Source organism: Desulfobacterales bacterium (assembly GCA_034003325.1).
Lineage (GTDB): Bacteria > Desulfobacterota > Desulfobacteria > Desulfobacterales > JAFDDL01 > JAVEYW01.
Genome location: JAVEYW010000002.1, coordinates 147,196 through 166,013 on the forward strand (window position 1 = coordinate 147,196; position 18,818 = coordinate 166,013).

Sequence of the window (18,818 nt, forward strand, 5' to 3'; positions counted from 1 at the left end):
CCGAGAGTTTTTTAAGGAGACATCATATGCGAGTCAAAAGAGGCTTTAAAGCCAGAAGACGAAGAAACAAAATATTGACCCTTGCCAAGGGGTTTCGTGGCGGCCACAGCAAACTCTTCAGGACCGCTGCTGATACCGTGGATAGAGCGCTCAACTATTCCTATCGGGACCGCCGAACCCGAAAACGTGATTTTCGCCGTTTATGGATCGCCCGCATTAATGCGGCCTCTCGCATGAGTAATTTGTCCTACAGCAAATTCATACACGGTTTAAAATTGGCCCATATCGATTTGGATCGGAAAGTACTTGCCGAATTGGCCATTTCCGACCCCCAGGGATTTGCTCATATTGCCGGTCTGGCGGCCCAACGGCTTCAGTAGGGCTAACCGGGAACCGATTCAATAGAAATTCGTTGGGTTCGGCCAAAAAGATAGCAGCATACGGATAGAGCAGAGTAACCAGTGGACAAATCGATTGATCAGATTCACGATGAAGGGCTGAGAGAAATTACCGCCGCAACCGATAGGGACGGCGTCGAAGCGGTCATTGTTCGATATTTGGGACGAAAGGGTATTGTCACCCAGTTTCTTCGAAACATATCCTCTCTTCCCGTTGAAGAACGGCCGAACGCCGGTAAACGGGCCAATGAGGTCAAGATCAGCTTGGATCAAGCGTCCGCAAGCGCGATGAAGGCCTTTGAAACCAAGCCCTTCCATATTGTGGACAGAATAGATGTTTCTCTTCCCGGCAGAGGGGTTACCTTAGGCTCGTTGCACCCCCTGACACAAGTCACACAACAAATCTGCGACATTTTCACGGGATTGGGGTTTGCGGTGGCTGAGGGCCCGGAAGTGGAACTTGATTATTATAATTTTGAAGCGCTCAATATACCTAAAAATCATCCGGCCCGAGATATGCAGGACACCTTTTATGTCTCTGATAACATTGTTCTGCGTACACACACCTCGCCGATTCAGATTCGAACCATGAAAAAACATAAGCCCCCGTTGCGTATCATCGCACCAGGGAAAGTCTATCGGTGCGACTCCGATTTGACGCACACCCCGATGTTCCACCAGATCGAGGGGCTGATGGTGGGCGAAAACATTTCTTTTGGCGATCTTAAGGGCATCCTTACCTACTTCATTCATAAGTTCTTTGATGACCAAACCGCATTAAAGTTCCGGCCCAGTTTTTTCCCTTTTACCGAACCGAGCGCCGAAGTGGATATTCTCTGTGTCATGTGCCGCGGAAGAGGGTGCCGCGTCTGTTCTCAAACCGGATGGCTTGAAGTGCTTGGCGCCGGAATGGTGCATCCAGCCGTGTTTGAAAATGTGGGCTATGATACGAGCAAAATCACTGGTTTTGCCTTTGGCATGGGTATTGAGCGGTTGACAATGCTCAAATACGGTGTTGATGATATTCGGTTGTTTTTCGAAAATGACCTCAGACTCCTCCGTCAATTCTGACGGGCGCCGAAAAAATTCAGAGGGTGCCTCTCCATGAAGGTTAGTTTACGCTGGCTAAAAGAATACGTTCCTATTCAAATGGCGGTTAAGGAGCTCGCAGATGCGTTAACCATGACCGGGTTGGAGGTTGAATCGATTACGGATCGATTTGCCTGTCTTCAGTCGGTTCTTGTCGGAAGAATCTTGACGGTCGCGCCCCACCCTAACGCCGATAGACTGTCAATTTGCAATGTCGACACGTCTGGTGCCCGACACATAGTTGTTTGCGGCGCACCAAATGCCGCACCCGGTATTCTCGTTCCCGTCGCCCTTCCGGGAACGGTGTTACCGAATGGAATGGAAATCAACTCATCAGTCATCCGCGGCCAGCGCTCAGACGGTATGCTGTGTGGTGAATCCGAGCTGGGGCTCGGACCAGACAGCGGCGGATTGATGATCCTCAATGAAAAAACGCCCGTGGGCCAACCCCTTCCCCTTGCACTTGGGCTTTCCGACGTGGTGTTTGAAATTGGTCTTACGCCCAATCGGCCTGACTGTTTGAGCATGATCGGTATCGCCCGCGAAGTTGCCGCCATTCAAAAGCTTCAGGTTCGATATCCGGAAACGATCATTTCTGATCGTGGCGCGGAAATGTTAAATTTGACCTCTGTTACGATCGAGGCGCCTGCGCATTGCCCGCGATATGCCGCCCGACTGATCCAAGACATTCAGGTCGCTCCTTCTCCTTTTTGGCTTCAGGACCGCCTACTTTCCATTGGCCTGCGCCCCATCAACAATATTGTGGATATCACCAACTTTGTCATGATGGAAACCGGACAACCATTGCATGCCTTTGATTTCGATCTGCTGGCTGAAAACAGAATCGTGGTTCGGACAGCCTCGGATGGAGAAACCTTTGTCACCCTGGACGGAAAAGAGCGACGGCTTACTTCAGAGATGCTGATGATCTGCGATGGAAAAAAACCGGTGGCCCTAGCCGGAGTCATGGGCGGGCTCAATTCGGAAATCGTGCCCAACACCACCCGCGTTCTTCTGGAGAGCGCCTGTTTTTCGCCCCAAAGCATACGAAAAACAGCGAAACTACTTGGGCTCGCCACCGACGCGTCTCATCGCTTCGAGCGGGGTGTCGATCCTCATGGGACGATTAATGCGATGAATCGCGCAGCGCAACTCATGGTGGACATTACCGGCGGCTGTATGGTCAGCGGCTATATCGATGACCATCCGGGACCCAACAAGGCGCCGACGATAACACTCAGCGTAGCGGCCACCAATCGGCTGTTGGGCACCGCTTTTAATCCACATGAGATTCTCGATTTTCTTTCCCTGGTGGAAATTGCAGCCAAGACAAAGCCAGAAACCGCCTCGGATCTTATTCAGGCGACACCCCCATCCTACCGAGTCGACATTAGTCGGCCCGAAGATTTGATCGAGGAAGTCGCCCGGCTTTCAGGTTACAACAAAATCCCCACAACATTACCGGCAATGCCTGCAGAAACGGTTTTGCTGCATAGTGGAACCGGCTTGAGATCTGCCATTCGAACGATTCTGACCGGTATCGGTTTTTTTGAGGCCATCAATTACAGCTTCATTCATCCGGATGCTTGCGACCGGCTTCAGCTAAAAACCGATGACACCAGAAGAAACATCGTCCGAATTTTAAATCCTTTAAGTGAAGATCAGGCGGTCATGAGAAGCTCCTTGATTCCCGGGCTTTTAGAAACGATGCGTCGAAATAACAGTAAACAAATTAGAGAGTTGAAGCTTTTTGAAATCGGACAGACCTTTACCGCCGCCGCTGAAGAGGATCTTCCCGAAGAAACCGAAATAGCGGCTGCATTATGGACCGGACTGCGATCCGCACCCGTCTGGCATGAGGCGCCGGCAAACAGCGACTTTTACGACATAAAGGGGGCTTTGGAAAGCCTGCTCTCAGGGCTCGGCATCAAAGATGCCTGCTTCACACGGCTGGCCGATGATGATTGCACATATACCAAACCCGGGTATACGGCCGGCGTGTATATCGGAGATTTGCTTATCGGCCTTGTCGGAGAGGTGCACCCACAAACCCTTCGCCATTTTGATTTAAGACAGACCGCTTATATTTTTGAGCTGGACATTGCCAAAATATCCCGGTTCATTCCGACGGAAAAAACATTTGCCGCCCTATCCAAATTCCCGGCCACCTCCCGGGATGTCACGCTTATTATCGATAAGGAAATCGAAACACAGCGTATTCTTGAAAAAACAAAAGCCGGGAAGGATGCGCTGCTTGAAAGCGTTCACCTGTTTGACGTTTTTGAAGGAAAGCCAATCCCCGAGGGCAAAAAGAGTGTTTCGTTCAGAATCACTTATCGCTCAACAACGGAGACGCTGGCGGATGAATTAATTAATAACCGTCATCAGAAAATATCCGAACAGTTGATTCGGGAGTTTAAGGCTGACTTGCCTGCCTGACAACCCGTGGCTTGTCCGGATGTTTTTGTTTATGCGGGCTATATCCATGGAAAACAGCAATGACCCCGAGGGGGTTATTCCCGACAAGTTTTATTTTAAAATCGGCGAGGTCAGTTCCGTTGTTGGGCTTCCCACCCATGTTCTTCGGTTCTGGGAATCCGAATTCAAGCAGATTCGGCCCAAAAGAACTGCATCCGGCCAACGCCTTTACAGAAAAAAAGATGTTTTGCTGATTCTGAAAATTAAAGATCTGTTGTATAATAAAAAGTTTACCATCGCGGGAGCCAAGCGTTGTATTCAATCGGATTCGGAAACCCCGAACAATCTGTTTTCCAGAACCCTTCTTGACGAAATTCGAACCGAGTTGATTTCCATTCGAGACTTTCTCGACTAGCGACGAATTTGTACCCTCGTGGCCGTTTGCCGCCTCTAAAACACAACCGAACCGAATTAAGCGCTTTTTTCACCAAGGATAAATCTCTTTAGAAACAAGAGACTATCCTAAAATGTGATTGAAAACGTCCTTGAATGCGTGCTATAAAAAAGGTTCTCTTAACCATCCTGGCAACATAAAGACCTATGGAATCCAAACCACTGAGGAAATCAAAAAAAAATCATTTGGAATTGCCGTTAGAACATTATAGCGGCATTTTGTCCCGGTATTTCCCTGAAAAAGGGGAAGAAGAAAATAAAATTCTCTTCGAAGCTCTCGCCTATGCCTACAAACACCATGCCGGTTATTTTAGAAAATCCGGAGAGCCCTATCTGAATCATCCGGTTGCCGTTGCTGAAAGCCTGATTCGAGATTTAAGTATCAAAGATCCGTTATTGATATCTGCCGCCCTGCTGCACGATGTCGTGGAAGATGTGGCCTCCGTCACCATCAGAGATATTGAATCCATTTTCGGCACCACTGTGGCCAACTTGGTAGATGGGTGTACCAAGCTGCAATTGCAACAAAAAGACCGTGCCGTACAAAGCGATCTGACGCATAGTAAAATTTTTCTCAGTGCCAGCCGTCAACTCGGCGTACTTCTTATCAAATTGGCCGACCGGTTGCATAATATGCAAACCCTTTCAAGTCTTCCGGAATCCAAACGAAGACGGATTGCGCTTGAAACCCTTCGGGTCTATGCGCCCATTGCTGCAAAACTGAATCTTTACGCCATCAAGCGAAATTTATATAATTTGGCATTATCTTATCTTTTTCCAAGAAAAAGCAAAAAAATACATAATATCACCAAAGAGCTTTTTCTTTCCGAAGAAGTAAAAAACATTCATGAAACATTGTGCCATATTCTCTCTTTATCTCCGCATGAATATTCACTTCGTCCGCGCACCAAGGGTCTATGCAGTTTTTATTCCCATCTAAGACAGACCATCGATATTAATAACGCTGAAAACATGGTGGATTTCACTATTGTTCTGCACACGGATGATCCCATTGCATGCTACGTTATTCTGGGTGAAATTAATCGGCATTTAAAACCGATTCCAAAATCGATTCGAGATTATATCGCCAACCAAAAACCCAATGGTTATCAAAGTTTGCATGTCAGAATCAACCAGGGTGGTCGAGATTATTTGATTAAAATTCGAACACGTGAAATGGATCTGCTGTCCAACTCCGGATTACGTTACCAGTGGAATGCCATTCACTTACAAGAATCCTACTGGGGGGAAATCAGCGATCTGTTGCGAAATATAGGCGAATACGGCGGCGCCAGCTCCCAGCGGAAAAATTTAATTCAGATGGCCTATTCCGCTGAAGTTTTCGTATATACGCCCAAAGGAGATATCCATTATTTACCCCGTGGAAGCATTGTGCTTGATTTTGCCTATAAAATTCACTCGGACCTGGGAGATTATTGCGATGGCGCGGAAATCTCCGGTCGCCGCGTCAGCCCCACCACGCGACTTAACGACGGGGATACGGTTAAAATAATCCAATCCGAAGAGCTTCTTGATGTCGACTCGGATTTAGAAAAACTGTGCATGACACCAAAAGCACGAAGCGCGGTCAATAAGCTTCTGCAAAAACGGCGGCAGTCCGCAGCTAAAAAAATCGGGAGGGAAATTCTGTTTCAGGAGATAATTCGCCATGGGCTTTCGCCGGAACTTCTAAAAGAAGAAACCATGTCCCTTATCCTGAATATTCATCATATCAAAGATTTTTCACAAATGTACGTTCGCATCGGCCAGGATATTCTGTCGAGCAAGTTGATCCTTTATTATTTTGATCAATTCTCGGATATAAAACCCGAATTCCGCAGCCGGAAAGAGGCGACTGAAACCCGAAATACATTAATTGTATCAGACATTGAAAAAGCGGTGCATAAATTTTCTAAATGCTGCAAGCCGTTTCCGGGCCAATCCGGTGTGGTGGCGTCACTGAGTGAGCGGGGGGTGGCCTTTCATTTGGAATCGTGCAGAAATCTAATGGACGCCAACAGCTCGGGCTCTCAGCAGATTCTGAATGTTACCTGGGATCTGGAAACGAAATGGCCGTTTCCGATGGTATTCAACCTTCGCGCCAAGGGGATTTCCCTTCAGGAATTTATCCGGCTCATCTCACCAATCACCTTTCAATTTCAACTTCATAGACTTGAGAAGGGTCCGGCCAGAAGAACAGGACCTTCCGTCTTTGTTACTATCTCCATTCAAAGCTTTAAAGAGGCTGTCTCTTTTTTTCAATGTTTCGCACCAGGATCGGTCTCTGTACGTTCCTTTAGCCGAAAGGATCAAACAGAAAGCTTTTCCGCCTGATTTTCAACGGTTAAATATAATCCATCATCGCCACCCCGTTTCTTCTTCGCACGGCGTCCAAAAGACCCACGGTTTCAGTCATCCTATTATTGCCCCAATAAGTGCAGTCGCTCCTGATCGTTAAAGATTCGAATGCGTCCGAATTCACCGTCAAAACCCGGAATAATCGTTAACTTACGGCGCCGCATTCGATCAATGGCTTCCGCCAACAGCGGAATTCCCATACTGTCTATGTGTTCGATGGATAACCCGGTAAGAACATCGAATTCACAGCCGAGTTTTTCGGTTATATTTTTGTATTGCCGTGTTACTCTTTTCGTGTCGGGTCCGACCCCGTATATTTCTGAGAGGATATCGATTAGAGGGACTATCTTCACATACGGAATTGTCTTTGCCGGCGTTATGCCGTTCGGCCTGTCGGAAAGAGCTTCCACGCGATAGAGCACACCGAGGGTTAGCGGTTTTTCCACAAACGGAACATACGCCGTTAGTGGCATCCGTTTCCGACGGGTAACAGGATATATTGCATTTTCGGTGACCATCGAGATGATATTTTCCCCCCTCCGGATAGAATTCAAATGTACCGAGAAACTGGTCCGGATCTCCTGAGGCGATGGCTGAGCGAATACCCTCATAGGAAAGCGTCGTCTCAAGCAGATTGGCCTCACGTCCCAGTTTTTGGGGCGAATGCGCATCCGAATTAGACACCAACGTCAATCGGTCCAGTCCGGAAATCCGCCGGTTCATGGCCGGATCCGAGCTGAGGCCGGTTTCCACCGCAATAATATGCGGGGTCAACTCCTCAAAGCATTCCTCCATACTATCAAAACCGGATTTTGATCCGAAAAGGGAAAACCAGGGGGTCCAAATGTGTGCGGGAATGAAAAAAGAAGAATCTGAAATATCAAGCGATAGCTCAAGAAGATGTTTGGCATCAAGGCCCAATATAGGCCTTCCGTCCGCCCTAACATTTCCGATCGCCCCCAACCGTGCATTAAACCGCTCGGCTGCCGCGAGATTTGGAAGAAAAACTAAATTGTGATTTTTTCGTGTCCGTCCGTTCTTTTTATATATATTGCTAATTTCACAGGAAAGAATAAATCTTACCGGTTTTCGGCAGGCGATCGGCACCTGGTTATCGGCCATTCTCGCGGCTGCCTCATTGAGTTTGAATAAACCGGGTTCAGCCGGCACAAGCTTTTCCTTTATTTCCAAAAACCACCCAGGGTGAGTGAAATCGCCGGTTCCCACCACGGTGATGCCTTTCAGTTGGGCGTAAATATAAAGATGTTCAAAATCAAGATTTCGAGCCGTTGCCATCGAAAATCGGGAATGAATATGCAAATCTGCGATGAATCTCATTCGATGAGACACCCATCCTTATTGGCAACGTTGGCGTATTCGCCTTCAGGCAGAAAACCTTTTATATGTGCAGGAACTATATTATCAACAGGTAATCCGATATGTCCCTTTGGTCTTTCGAGGGTTTAACAAATGTTTAAAACAAGTGAGTTATAAACGAAAATGAACACTTTGTCCTTTTCCAATGAATTCCCGTGAAATTTCAACATGCGTTTTAAACCCCTATCTGATAGCGATTATAATATAAATTCAAATAAATAATAAATTATAAACACTGTGAACACCCCTTATTATGATTAGTGTTCTTTATTAAAAAGAAACTAATATAACAACCATCAAAAAGGGAATGTCAATATCGCAGAGGTATCAATGATACTATTCAGCATTAAACTCATAAAAAACATATCATATTAGTTTGTTAAGTCCATTTTTCATCAAAATATTTTCGACAAAATTCCCTTGTGTTTACCTTTTTAAAAAGTTATATGTTCAGGCTAATAATTCATTTTTTTCAAGACCTTTCAGCATATCATAAAAAACGGGATATAAAGCCGGCCTATGGGGTTATTGTCATCAAGTGTTTCCATCACGCGCTATAGAGTGGACGGCCAACCGGCTGACCCGATCATCGAAGCCGTTGAGAGCGGATTAAAACAAAATACCATCTATGAGATCGATAATGAAGAAACCGACAAGGCGGTTGGATGGACCGCGTTTGATACGCCATACCGACCAATGTTTGAAGGATCGTCATTTATCATCGGACCTCACTTTGTTTTTTCATTGAGAATCGATAAAAAAAGTATTTCCGCCAAGATTGTCAATAAACACCATGCGATCGAGATGGCGAAAAAATTAGCAGAAAGTAGGCGGGAATATTTATCAAAGGAGGAAAAAAAGCTGATCAAGGATGCGGTGGTTCATGCACTGCACCGAAGAATTCCCGCCACGCCGAATCTCTATGATGTCCTATGGAAATATGAAGCGCGCGAGCTTTGGTTTTTTTCAAATCAGAAAGCGGCGAACGAGGCGTTGGAAAGCCTTTTTTCAAAATCCTTCAAACTGAACCTGATTCGTCTTTTTCCATATACCGCGGCCACGCTGACCGCCGGTCTTTCCGATTCTCAAGTCGACAGCCTATCGACGTTATCACCAGTCGGGTTTACGGAGTAGAGCCATGCTGGATGTTGCCGTTGCATATAACCGATATAAATTTTTGGGATTTGAGTTTCTGACCTGGGTATGGTTTTGTATTGAAAATAACCCATCAGAGCTGATAACGCTTCAGAAAGACTTGGTTTCTATTAATATTGGCAATCACATGGTGTTGGAAAACAGGCAAAGCAATGCCATGGAAACCATCAGCATCAAAGGAGACGATGCCGGTCTTGAAGAAGGTCGGCTGGCGCTGCAAAAAGGAGCGATGGTGACGGAAATCAATTTATTGCAGAAATCAGGCGACCAGCGATGGCAGTTTACGATAAAAGGGGAGAGTTTAAGCCTTTGTAATCTGAAAATACCGGAAACGGGTCCCGTGGAATCCCGGGAGGATATAGAAGGGGTCGTACTTGAAAGATCCTATCTTTATGACAAAGCGGTGGATTTGGTAACCCTTCTTTTCAATGAGTTTATCAAACGCCGCATATCGGACAAATGGCACCATCAAGAAATGCCGAAAATAAAAAAATGGATAACTGCGGAAGGATGAGAAATGAGATTTTCCGTTCATAAAAGCGACATACTCGATGTGCTGTCTAAAGTGCAGGGACTGACTGGCCGGAAAAGCAGTCTCGCCATCACGGAAACCGTTTTGATTAAAACCGTTGATTCGGGAATTACCTTGATGGCGACAGACCTTGAATCCGGATTTGAAGGGACCTATCCGGCGGAAATTGAAACACAAGGCGTCATCGCGATTAACGCCCGGAAATTTTATGAGATCGTAAGGGATTATCCGAACGATAATCTGATCTTAAAGGAAGTGGACAACCGGTGGATTGAAATCGGTGATGAAAAAGTGTTCTATCATATCGTTGGTATGAATCCGGATGATTTCCCGGACGCTCCCGAAATCGAAGAGATTGCCTTTTTTGAAATGGACTCTCGTACCCTTAAGAAAATGATTGAAAAGGCATTGATGATCGGCGGCGGATCTTCCGATGATAAGCGAGCGCATATTATCGGTGTTTCGTTTGAGCGGAAAATCACCGGTGATGAAAAAAAGATCAGAATGGTTTCCACGGACGGCAGCCGCCTGGCCATGGTGGATTGCCGGTTTGATGCCGGATTTGAATTGCCGGAAGGACCTTCGATTTTAATTCCCAAAAAAGCGCTCAATGAAGTCAATAAATTTTTGGAACCGATCGGTGATGTCAAGATCGGCATCAAGGATAACAATTTAGTGATTAAAAAAGATGCGGAGACCATTATCGTTCGATTGTTGGAAGGTGATTTTCCGCAATATTCGGAAATAATAGAAAAAGAGGACGGCCATATTATCGCGCTTGAAAAGGGTAAATTTCTCATGACGCTTAAACGCATGTCGATTCTCTCTTCGGAAGATTATAAGGCGGCCATATTTGATTTTTCAAAGAAAAAACTTTCCATTTCAGCTGCTAACCCGGAGTTAGGAGAGTCCAAGGAGGATATGGATATAGACTTTGAGGGGGATAATATGAAAATCGCCTTTAACCCCAGATTCTTTATCGATACATTAAATGTAATAGACGGCGGTACGGTGATTTTGTTTCTGTCCGGTGAAGACAGACCCTGTCTTGTTTTTGACCGAGATGATGATAGTTTTTTAAGTGCAATTATGCCGATGAGAGTGTGATGGAAAATATATACGATGAGAGTAGTATCGATGTACTCGAAGGTCTTGAGCCGGTTCGCTTAAGGCCGTCGATGTATATCGGGAATGTGGATGTCGCCGGTCTTCACCACTTGGTCTATGAGGTGGTGGATAACAGCATTGATGAGGCCATGGCCGGCTATTGTGATACGATACACGTGGTGATTCATACCGACGGAAGTGTGAGTGTCGAAGATAACGGGCGTGGTATTCCGGTGGGGATTCATAAAACCGAGAAAGTGCCCGCCGTGGAAGTGGTGCTGACAAAATTGCATGCGGGCGGTAAATTCGACAACGATTCTTACAAGGTGTCCGGTGGACTTCACGGTGTGGGGGTTTCGGTAGTCAATGCCCTTTCCGAAATACTTGATATAGAAATTTATCAGGGCGGAAAAATTTATCATCAGACCTACGCCCGAGGGGCAAAGACCTGCGAATTGTCGGTCACCGGCACTACGGATAAAAGGGGCACCCGGGTTCGGTTTCAGCCGGATGCAACGATTTTCAATTCCGTGGAATTCAATTATGATACCATCTGTAGAAGAATCAGAGAACTGGCTTTTTTGAACAAGGGTATCAACATCACGGTCGAGGATGAAAGAATTGATGAAAGAAAGGAATTTCATTTCGACGGCGGGATCGTTTCTTTCGTTGAATATCTTAATCGCCATCATTCGCCGGTACACGAACCCGTGTTTATTGAGGGGGAGAGAAACGACGTTCAAATAGAAGTTGCGTTGCAATATAATAATACCTATGCGGAGAAAATTTTTTCTTTTGCTAATAATATCAATACCACGGAAGGCGGTTTTCACCTGATCGGTTTTAAATCCGCTTTGACGCGAACCATTAATCAATATGCCATCAGCGGAGGCGTTCCCAAAAATCTTCAGGCTAAAATCAGCGGCGATGATGTTCGGGAAGGACTTACGGCCGTTATCAGTGTTCGAATCAAAAATCCTCAGTTTGAAGGACAAACCAAAACCAAACTCGGTAACAGTGAGGTTAAGGGATTGGTGGAGTCTCTCGTCAATGAGAAACTCGCCATGTTTCTTGAAGAAAACCCGGCTGTTGGCAAACGGATAATGGCCAAGGCCGTGGATGCGGCAAGGGCCAGGGATGCGGCCAAACGCGCCCGGGACTTGGCCCGAAAACAGGGAACCTTTGTCGATGCCAGCTTGCCCGGCAAACTAGCCGAATGTCAGGAAACAGATCCCAGAAAAAGAGAGCTTTTTCTGGTAGAAGGGGATTCCGCCGGCGGTAGCGCCAAACAAGGAAGAGATCGACGCTTTCAGGCTATTTTGCCGCTCAAGGGTAAAATTTTAAATGTTGAAAAAGCCAGATTCGACAAAATTTTAAGCAGCGAAGAAATTAAAAATATTTTGACCGCCCTGGGAACCGGCGCCGGCAGCGAGGAATATGATATCGATAAAATACGATATCAAAAAGTGATCATCATGACGGACGCCGATGTGGACGGTTCCCACATCAGAACCCTGCTCTTGACGTTTTTTTATCGTCAAATGACGGAAATCGTGGATAAAGGATTTTTATATATCGCGCAGCCGCCGTTGCTCAAGGTCGGCAAGGGCAAAAATGAAATATATCTCAAAGATGAGAGCGAGTTAAATGATCATATTTTAAGGCGCATCAGCGACAGGAAAACGATTCGGCCCTCCGGCGAAAAAACCGTGCTTGAAGATCACCCCCTGTATCTTTTTGTTTGTAATCTTTCAGAATATTTCAGCACACTTGAAAGACTTAACCGGCGGGGTGTCTCAGAAGATATTATTGAACTTCTTTTACGCGAAGGCGTAGCCGACAAGGCGTTTCTGCAGGACCGGAACAAAATGGAGGGGCTTTGCGAACGGTTGATTACACTCGGGTATGAGGCGAGCCCGATTAAATGGAATGAAAAAAGAGAGGTGTTTGAAATCATCTTAACCGCACCGGCCAATAAAGATGTAATGGAAGCCAACTACGGTGGTGAAAGAAAAGTAACGAAAATCGGCAGAGGTCTTATCCTGTCCAAAAACTATCAAAAAGCATTGTTTCTCAATGAAAAGTTGATCCCCCATGATTTTCCGCCGTTTGACATTCATAATAAAGAAAACCCCGAGGACAAAAAGTCCGTAACCAGCAAAAAGGAATTATTGCACCATATTCTGGAAGAATCCAAAAAAGGCCTTTCGATTCAAAGATATAAGGGCCTTGGCGAGATGAATCCGGATCAATTATGGCAGACCACAATGGATCCATCCTGCCGAAATCTGCTGCAGGTGAAAGTCGAGGATGCCGTGGAAGCGGATGCCATCTTCACCATATTGATGGGGGACGAGGTGGAACCCAGACGGGAATTTATTCAGAACCATGCCCTGGAAGTGAGCATGCTGGATATATAAGAACGCTAAAACGCAATACTGTTCGGCGTTCTCGGAAAAGGGATAACATCGCGAATGTTATTAATACCGGTGACGAGCATCATCAACCGCTCAAATCCAAGACCGAATCCGCTGTGTTCAACACTGCCAAACCGCCTGGAATCAAGGTACCACTCGTAATTTTGCTTTGATAAATGGGTCTCATCCATTCTGGCTTCCAATACGTCCAGGCGCTCTTCGCGTTGACTGCCACCGATGATCTCGCCGATCCCCGGAACCAGCACATCCATGGCGGCAACCGTTTGTCCGTCGTCATTGACCCGCATATAAAACGGTTTGATGTGTTTGGGGTAATTATAAACAATTACTGGCCGTTTGAAATGCTGTTCGGTCAGATAGCGCTCATGTTCCGTCTGAAGATCCGTTCCGAAGCGCACGGGGTAATCAAAAGAAAGATCTGATTTTTCGAGAATATGAATGGCTTCTTGGTACGGCAGCCGAATAAAATCATGTTCTATAATATTCTTCAATGAGGACAGGAGCGTTTTATCGACAAACTCCGCGAACAGACCGATATCTTCCCGACAGGTATCCAGGGCAAAGGCAATTAGATATTTTATCATTTCTTCGGCCAGATTCATATCCCCGGTTAAATCGCAAAAAGCCATCTCCGGCTCAATCATCCAAAATTCGGCCGCATGGCGCCGGGTGTTTGAGTTCTCAGCTCGAAACGTGGGCCCGAAGGTATAAACATCACCGAGAGCCAGGGCAAACATTTCGGCGTTCAACTGGCCCGAAACAGTCAAATTCGATTCGGTGCCGAAAAAATCTTTTGAATAATCCGTTCGCCCGTCTATTTTGGGAATGTTGTCCGTGTTAAGGGTGGTGACCTGAAACATTTCTCCGGCACCCTCGCAGTCCGACGCCGTAATGATGGGCGTGTGAAGGTAATGAAATCCCCGGTCTCTGAAAAAGCGATGAATAGCCCAGGAAAGATCGGCGCGAATGCGAAAGGTGGCGCCGTATTTGTTGGTTCTGGGTCTTAGATGCGCGATGCCGCGTAAAAATTCGTCGGAATGCCGTTTTTTTTGCAACGGATACGACTCCGAAGCCACACCCAGTATATCAATTCGATTCGCTGTTAATTCCCATTGTTGACCTTTTCCCTGAGAGGGCAACAGAGAGCCGGTGACCGATAAAGCAGACCCGACGGTAAGCGTTCGAACGTCCTCATAGTTGGGTAAGGTGGGCGGGGCGATGAGTTGTAAATTTTTCAGGCATGAACCGTCGTTTATTTCGATAAAAGAAAATGCTTTGGCATCTCTTCGGGTTCGCATCCAGCCCTTTACCAAGATCTCATCCATGGGCGCTGTTGCGGTTAAGGCCTGTTTCACCCTTGTTCTTTTCATTTGATTTTTCTCCGGTCTAAGAAATACGGCATCCGCTATAGTTTGATGGTGATATGATACAGCGCGTCTTCGCGCTGAAGCAAAATAACCAAAGATGGTTTTAAATGATATCGAGCAATCGCCTTTTTAAAGTCCTCAATCGAATGAATGGTGATATCATCTATTTTTCTGATGATGTCCCCCGGCCTTGCGCCGATATGCGCCAGATAAGAACGATTGGAAATCTCCGTAATCATAACGCCGTCCATGTTCCGGCGGGCAGACGATTTCCCGCCGGTTCGAGAGAGATTCTCGACCTTTATACCGAGCAGTTCATACGCATGGGCTAATGCTTCAGCCAAAGGAAACAGAGCGGCCCGGACTTGAACGCTTTTTATTTTGCCGTCTCGTATCAATTTTACCGGAATCTGATCCCCCTCCCCATAGGCATGCAACGCCGATTGAAAGTCCCCGGAAGAAGACAGTTTCCTTTGTCCCAGGGCAATAAGGACATCCCCGACGTTAATCCCCGCGGAATCGGCTGGACCTTTTGACGCAACACTGCGGACCATGACACCCGACACCTCGGAGAGGTGCAGGTACTGGGCTATTTTTTCATCCACCGGCTGAACCATCACACCAATCCAGGATTGAATCACTTCGCCGTGTTTAATTAAATCAAAAACGATTCGCCTGGCCCTGTTAATGGGTAGGGCAAATCCGATGCCTTGTGCCTTGGCATAAATCGCCGTGTTGATGCCGATCAGTGCGCCGTTGATGTTCAGCAGCGGGCCGCCGCTGTTGCCGGGGTTGATGGATGCGTCTGTTTGAATAAAATTGTGAAATTCGCTGTTTTCTACGCGGAGGCTTCTATCAAGGGCACTGATCACACCCGTGGTGACCGTATTGGAAAAACCAAACGGGTTTCCGATAGCGATGACGGTTTCTCCGATCATCAGATCGTCCGAATTCCCCATTTTAACATCCGGCAGCGGCGTATCGGATATAATTTTTAGAACCGCCAGATCCGAATCCGAATCGGCGCCGACAATTTGGGCTTCAAACTCCCGCTCATCCTTAAGAATCACTTTAATGGCGCCAGTCTCTGCAATCACATGGGCATTGGTAAGTACAAACCCGCGTTCGCCATCAATGATAACCCCCGACCCCAGGCTGGATCGTTGATATTTTTGTTCCATTTCCGGATCGAAAAAATCCTTGAAAAAGGAATCGAAAAAGGGATTGGCGCGGTATCCCGAAAAAGGATTGGTGCGAGCCCGAACCTCGTATTCCGTACTGATGTTGACAACCGCGGGGCTTACCCGTTTAACGGCGCGGACCACCGGCGTTTCCCGCGCATCTTCAACGGCACTTGCCCGTTGAGCGAATAGCGATAGTTGAAACAGAATCAAGAATAAAAGAATCCGTACGAAAACGCGGGTGTGCGGGACGCGGCATGATCGCGAGTTTTTTAACGGGGCCATTTTCTTTTCACCAGATTTAGGCTATGAATCGAACGTATTAATAAAACCAAGTCGCGATACAGCGGGTGTCACATCCATTTTCGGACGGACATTCGCGTATCGTAATCGATACATACGGATGAAAAAGAATATATCATGGGCATCAAGACCATTCAAGATATGCTGCCGTTGGTGGAACAACCCAGCCGATATCTCGGCACGGAGATAAACAGCATTCATAAGGACCCCCGAAAGGTTAAACTTAATTTTTTATTCGCATTTCCGGATCGTTATGAGATCGGCACCTCCCATTTCGGTATTCAAATTCTATATCATTCGCTCAATAGTGATAAAGAGATGCTTGCTGAGCGCGTTTTTGCACCGGCCATCGACATGGCTGCTCAAATGCGGGCATATAACATCCCACTGAGCGCCCTAGAGTCCGGCCGGCCGGCAAGGGAATTTGATATCATTGGGTTTTCCCTTCTCTATGAGCTTAACTATACCAATATTTTGTATATGCTCGATCTTGCCGGCATACCCTTTCGGGCGAATCAGCGCGGAAAAAGTGATCCACTTATCATTGGCGGCGGCCCTTGCACCAGCAATCCGGAACCATTGGCGGATTTTTTTGACGCGATGCTGATCGGTGATGGAGAAACCGCCCTGCCGGAGATGGCAAAAAGCTGGATTCAATGGCGGGAAAGTGGAGAGACGAATCGAGAATCACTTTTTTTAAGATGGTCCAAAATTACAGGCGTTTATATCCCGGCATATTACACACCGACCTTTGATTCGGACGGCTTTCAGCACATGTTGCCGACGCGGGCGGATATACCGCCCGTGCGACGAGCCATTATCGGCGATCTGGATTCCGCAGCATTTCCGGAAGCACCGATATTGCCTTTCGGCCGACCGGTTCATGACCGCCTGCGGTTGGAGGTGAGCCGCGGCTGCACCCGTGGCTGCCGATTTTGCCAGGCGGGCATGATCTACAGGCCTGTAAGGGAAAGGGCCATGGGCACACTGTTGCGTTTATCCGAAAACGCGTTGGCCAATACGGGATATGAAGACCTTTCCTTGTTGTCTTTGAGTACCAGTGATTACGGTTGTATCGGGCCGCTTTTGGCGAACCTGATGGCTCGGGGAGAGGCCGATCGCGTGGCGGTTTCTCTACCCTCTTTTCGTGCCGGCACCCTGAACACGGAAATGATGGCCCTGGTAAAAAAAGTGCGGAAAACCGGGTTTACAATCGCTGCCGAAGCCGGGAGCCAACGGCTTCGGAATGTCATCAATAAAAACATTCAGCAAGAAGATATTATCCAAACGGTTCAAGATGCGTTTAAGCTGGGCTGGCAGGTCATCAAGCTTTATTTTATGATTGGCTTGCCGACGGAGAGGGCGTCAGATCTTGAGGCAATGGTTGCATTGATCAACGAACTTCGAAAAATTCCGGGTGCCGCGGGTCGAAAAGGAAAAATTAATATCAGTGTCAATACGTTTATCCCCAAATCGCACACGCCGTTCCAATGGGCCGCGCAACTATCGATTGACGAGTCCGAACAGCGATTTTCGTGGCTGCAGGATCGAATGAAAAGACACCGGATTCAATTCAAATGGCAAGCACCGGAAGCCAGTTTTTTAGAGGGGCTTTGGGCGCGCGGCGACCGACGCCTATCGGAATTGCTGGAAGCGGCCTATCAGCAGGGATGCCTTTTTGATGGATGGTCGGACCAGTTTCGATATGATCGATGGCAAAGAGCGCTTGAGCAAACAGGACTGAATGCGGATTTTTACATCACGCGGAACCGGAATCCTTTGGAGCCGCTCCCTTGGGATCATATTGATATGCGGATAAACAAGGCCTATTTGATCGGAGAGCTGGAAAAATCGTTGACGGGCGCTGAAACACCGGACTGTCGTTACGGCAATTGCCAAGGCTGTGGCGTGTGTGATTTTGAGCAAATTGAACCCAAGGTTTTTTCAGGTTGCCCAAGTGACAGCGAGCCGGCGCGGCCGGCAACCGAAAAAAAAGAGATTCCGATCATTTATCAAAAGCTTTATCTTCGTTATAAAAAGATAGGTGAGGCGCGGTTTTTGGGACACCTGGAACTGGTGAACATGCTGTTAAGGGCGATTCGAAGGGCCGGCATACCACTGAAATATACCGAGGGGTTTCATCCCATGCCCAAGGTTTCTTTTGATGATCCCCCGCCGCTGGGAATGGCCAGCGAGGATGAAAGCTTTACCATCATTGTGCCAAGCCACATATCCACCGGCGTGGTGATGGAAAAGATTAACGCCCATCTTGCAAACGGGCTCTCTGTTTTTGATGTGCAATTGATCCCGATGAAAACCAAACCATCGGGTATTCGGAAAACAACCTATACCATAATGTTGACCGATGGGCTTTTTGACCCGGCACGGTTGGCGCGATTTGAGGAACAACCGTCGGTGGTGGTTTCGCGAACCAATGCCAAGGGAAAAGTTAAAACGATCGACTTAAAGCAGGCGATAGGCCAAATTCATATTCAGGCCCCTGAAAGACTGACCCTCACGCTTCAAAAAGACGGCGGCGGCAGCGCGCGGCCGGCGGATGTTCTCGCTAGCGTGTTTGAGTTGTCCGATGAAACCATAAAGCGGGCGCTTGTCACAAAAACAGGAACCGCTGATATTTAAAT

Annotated in this window: 14 protein-coding genes; 10 read left to right on the forward strand and 4 right to left on the reverse strand. The window is 47.1% G+C overall.

The features are described 5' to 3' along the window. Positions 1-26 precede the first annotated feature (26 nt). The 5 genes from rplT to RBT11_02725 all read left to right on the forward strand — a co-directional run bounded on the left by rplT (position 27) and on the right by RBT11_02725 (position 6,692). Positions 27-380 (forward strand): 50S ribosomal protein L20, encoded by a 354-nt coding sequence (gene rplT, locus RBT11_02705; GenBank protein MDX9785661.1) that lies wholly within the window; start codon positions 27-29, stop codon positions 378-380. Between the two features lie 81 nt (positions 381-461). Further along, positions 462-1,469: a phenylalanine--tRNA ligase subunit alpha gene (pheS, locus tag RBT11_02710; GenBank protein ID MDX9785662.1), complete on the forward strand. Its 1,008-nt coding sequence runs from the start codon at positions 462-464 to the stop codon at positions 1,467-1,469. Between the two features lie 33 nt (positions 1,470-1,502). Next, a complete protein-coding gene (gene pheT, locus RBT11_02715; GenBank protein ID MDX9785663.1) occupies positions 1,503-3,926 on the forward strand; it encodes a phenylalanine--tRNA ligase subunit beta in 2,424 nt (807 codons plus the stop codon). Between the two features lie 46 nt (positions 3,927-3,972). Then, positions 3,973-4,320, forward strand: a complete 348-nt coding sequence (locus tag RBT11_02720; GenBank protein ID MDX9785664.1) for a MerR family transcriptional regulator — start codon at positions 3,973-3,975, stop codon at positions 4,318-4,320. Positions 4,321-4,544: 224 nt separating this feature from the next. Then, entirely contained in the window at positions 4,545-6,692 is a 2,148-nt protein-coding gene (locus RBT11_02725; protein MDX9785665.1) for an HD domain-containing protein, read from the forward strand. Positions 6,693-6,778: 86 nt separating this feature from the next. On the opposite strand, the gene RBT11_02730 is transcribed toward RBT11_02725, so the two are convergent. Both RBT11_02730 and RBT11_02735 read right to left on the reverse strand, forming a co-directional pair. Further along, positions 6,779-6,901 carry a hypothetical protein gene (locus tag RBT11_02730; GenBank protein ID MDX9785666.1) on the reverse strand — a complete coding sequence of 41 codons (123 nt, stop codon included), beginning with the start codon at positions 6,899-6,901 and terminating at the stop codon, positions 6,779-6,781. Between the two features lie 58 nt (positions 6,902-6,959). Next, complete coding sequence (locus tag RBT11_02735; GenBank protein ID MDX9785667.1) at positions 6,960-8,054, reverse strand: endonuclease Q family protein; 1,095 nt, start codon at positions 8,052-8,054, stop codon at positions 6,960-6,962. Positions 8,055-8,612: 558 nt separating this feature from the next. Between RBT11_02735 and rdgC the strand changes: the two genes are divergently transcribed. The 4 genes from rdgC to gyrB are packed head-to-tail and all read left to right on the forward strand — an operon-like array spanning position 8,613 to position 13,307. Next, entirely contained in the window at positions 8,613-9,227 is a 615-nt protein-coding gene (rdgC, locus tag RBT11_02740; protein MDX9785668.1) for a recombination-associated protein RdgC, read from the forward strand. Between the two features lie 4 nt (positions 9,228-9,231). Beyond that, positions 9,232-9,762, forward strand: coding sequence for a hypothetical protein (locus tag RBT11_02745; protein ID MDX9785669.1), 531 nt, complete (start codon positions 9,232-9,234; stop codon positions 9,760-9,762). Positions 9,763-9,765: 3 nt separating this feature from the next. After that, entirely contained in the window at positions 9,766-10,887 is a 1,122-nt protein-coding gene (dnaN, locus tag RBT11_02750; GenBank protein ID MDX9785670.1) for a DNA polymerase III subunit beta, read from the forward strand. Further along, positions 10,887-13,307 carry a DNA topoisomerase (ATP-hydrolyzing) subunit B gene (gyrB, locus tag RBT11_02755; GenBank protein ID MDX9785671.1) on the forward strand — a complete coding sequence of 807 codons (2,421 nt, stop codon included), beginning with the start codon at positions 10,887-10,889 and terminating at the stop codon, positions 13,305-13,307. The genes dnaN and gyrB overlap by 1 nt, the downstream gene beginning before the upstream one ends. A 5-nt stretch (positions 13,308-13,312) precedes the next feature. On the opposite strand, the gene asnS is transcribed toward gyrB, so the two are convergent. Together asnS and RBT11_02765 are read right to left on the reverse strand one after the other, a co-directional pair. Next, positions 13,313-14,695, reverse strand: a complete 1,383-nt coding sequence (asnS, locus tag RBT11_02760) for an asparagine--tRNA ligase (GenBank protein MDX9785672.1) — start codon at positions 14,693-14,695, stop codon at positions 13,313-13,315. A gap of 35 nt (positions 14,696-14,730) precedes the next feature. Beyond that, positions 14,731-16,086: a Do family serine endopeptidase gene (locus RBT11_02765; protein MDX9785673.1), complete on the reverse strand. Its 1,356-nt coding sequence runs from the start codon at positions 16,084-16,086 to the stop codon at positions 14,731-14,733. Positions 16,087-16,293: 207 nt separating this feature from the next. Between RBT11_02765 and RBT11_02770 the strand changes: the two genes are divergently transcribed. After that, positions 16,294-18,816 carry a TIGR03960 family B12-binding radical SAM protein gene (locus tag RBT11_02770; GenBank protein ID MDX9785674.1) on the forward strand — a complete coding sequence of 841 codons (2,523 nt, stop codon included), beginning with the start codon at positions 16,294-16,296 and terminating at the stop codon, positions 18,814-18,816. Positions 18,817-18,818: the final 2 nt, after the last annotated feature.

Excerpts from the sequence above, each read along its gene's own strand:
- rplT (MDX9785661.1), top strand. The coding sequence starts at position 27 with ATGCGAGTCAAAAGAGGCTTTAAAGCCAGAAGACGAAGAAACAAAATA.
- pheT (MDX9785663.1), top strand. The coding sequence starts at position 1,503 with ATGAAGGTTAGTTTACGCTGGCTAAAAGAATACGTTCCTATTCAAATG.
- RBT11_02720 (MDX9785664.1), top strand. The coding sequence starts at position 3,973 with ATGGAAAACAGCAATGACCCCGAGGGGGTTATTCCCGACAAGTTTTAT.
- RBT11_02735 (MDX9785667.1), bottom strand. The coding sequence starts at position 8,054 with ATGAGATTCATCGCAGATTTGCATATTCATTCCCGATTTTCGATGGCA.
- rdgC (MDX9785668.1), top strand. The coding sequence starts at position 8,613 with ATGGGGTTATTGTCATCAAGTGTTTCCATCACGCGCTATAGAGTGGAC.
- RBT11_02745 (MDX9785669.1), top strand. The coding sequence starts at position 9,232 with ATGCTGGATGTTGCCGTTGCATATAACCGATATAAATTTTTGGGATTT.
- dnaN (MDX9785670.1), top strand. The coding sequence starts at position 9,766 with ATGAGATTTTCCGTTCATAAAAGCGACATACTCGATGTGCTGTCTAAA.
- gyrB (MDX9785671.1), top strand. The coding sequence starts at position 10,887 with ATGGAAAATATATACGATGAGAGTAGTATCGATGTACTCGAAGGTCTT.
- asnS (MDX9785672.1), bottom strand. The coding sequence starts at position 14,695 with ATGAAAAGAACAAGGGTGAAACAGGCCTTAACCGCAACAGCGCCCATG.
- RBT11_02770 (MDX9785674.1), top strand. The coding sequence starts at position 16,294 with ATGGGCATCAAGACCATTCAAGATATGCTGCCGTTGGTGGAACAACCC.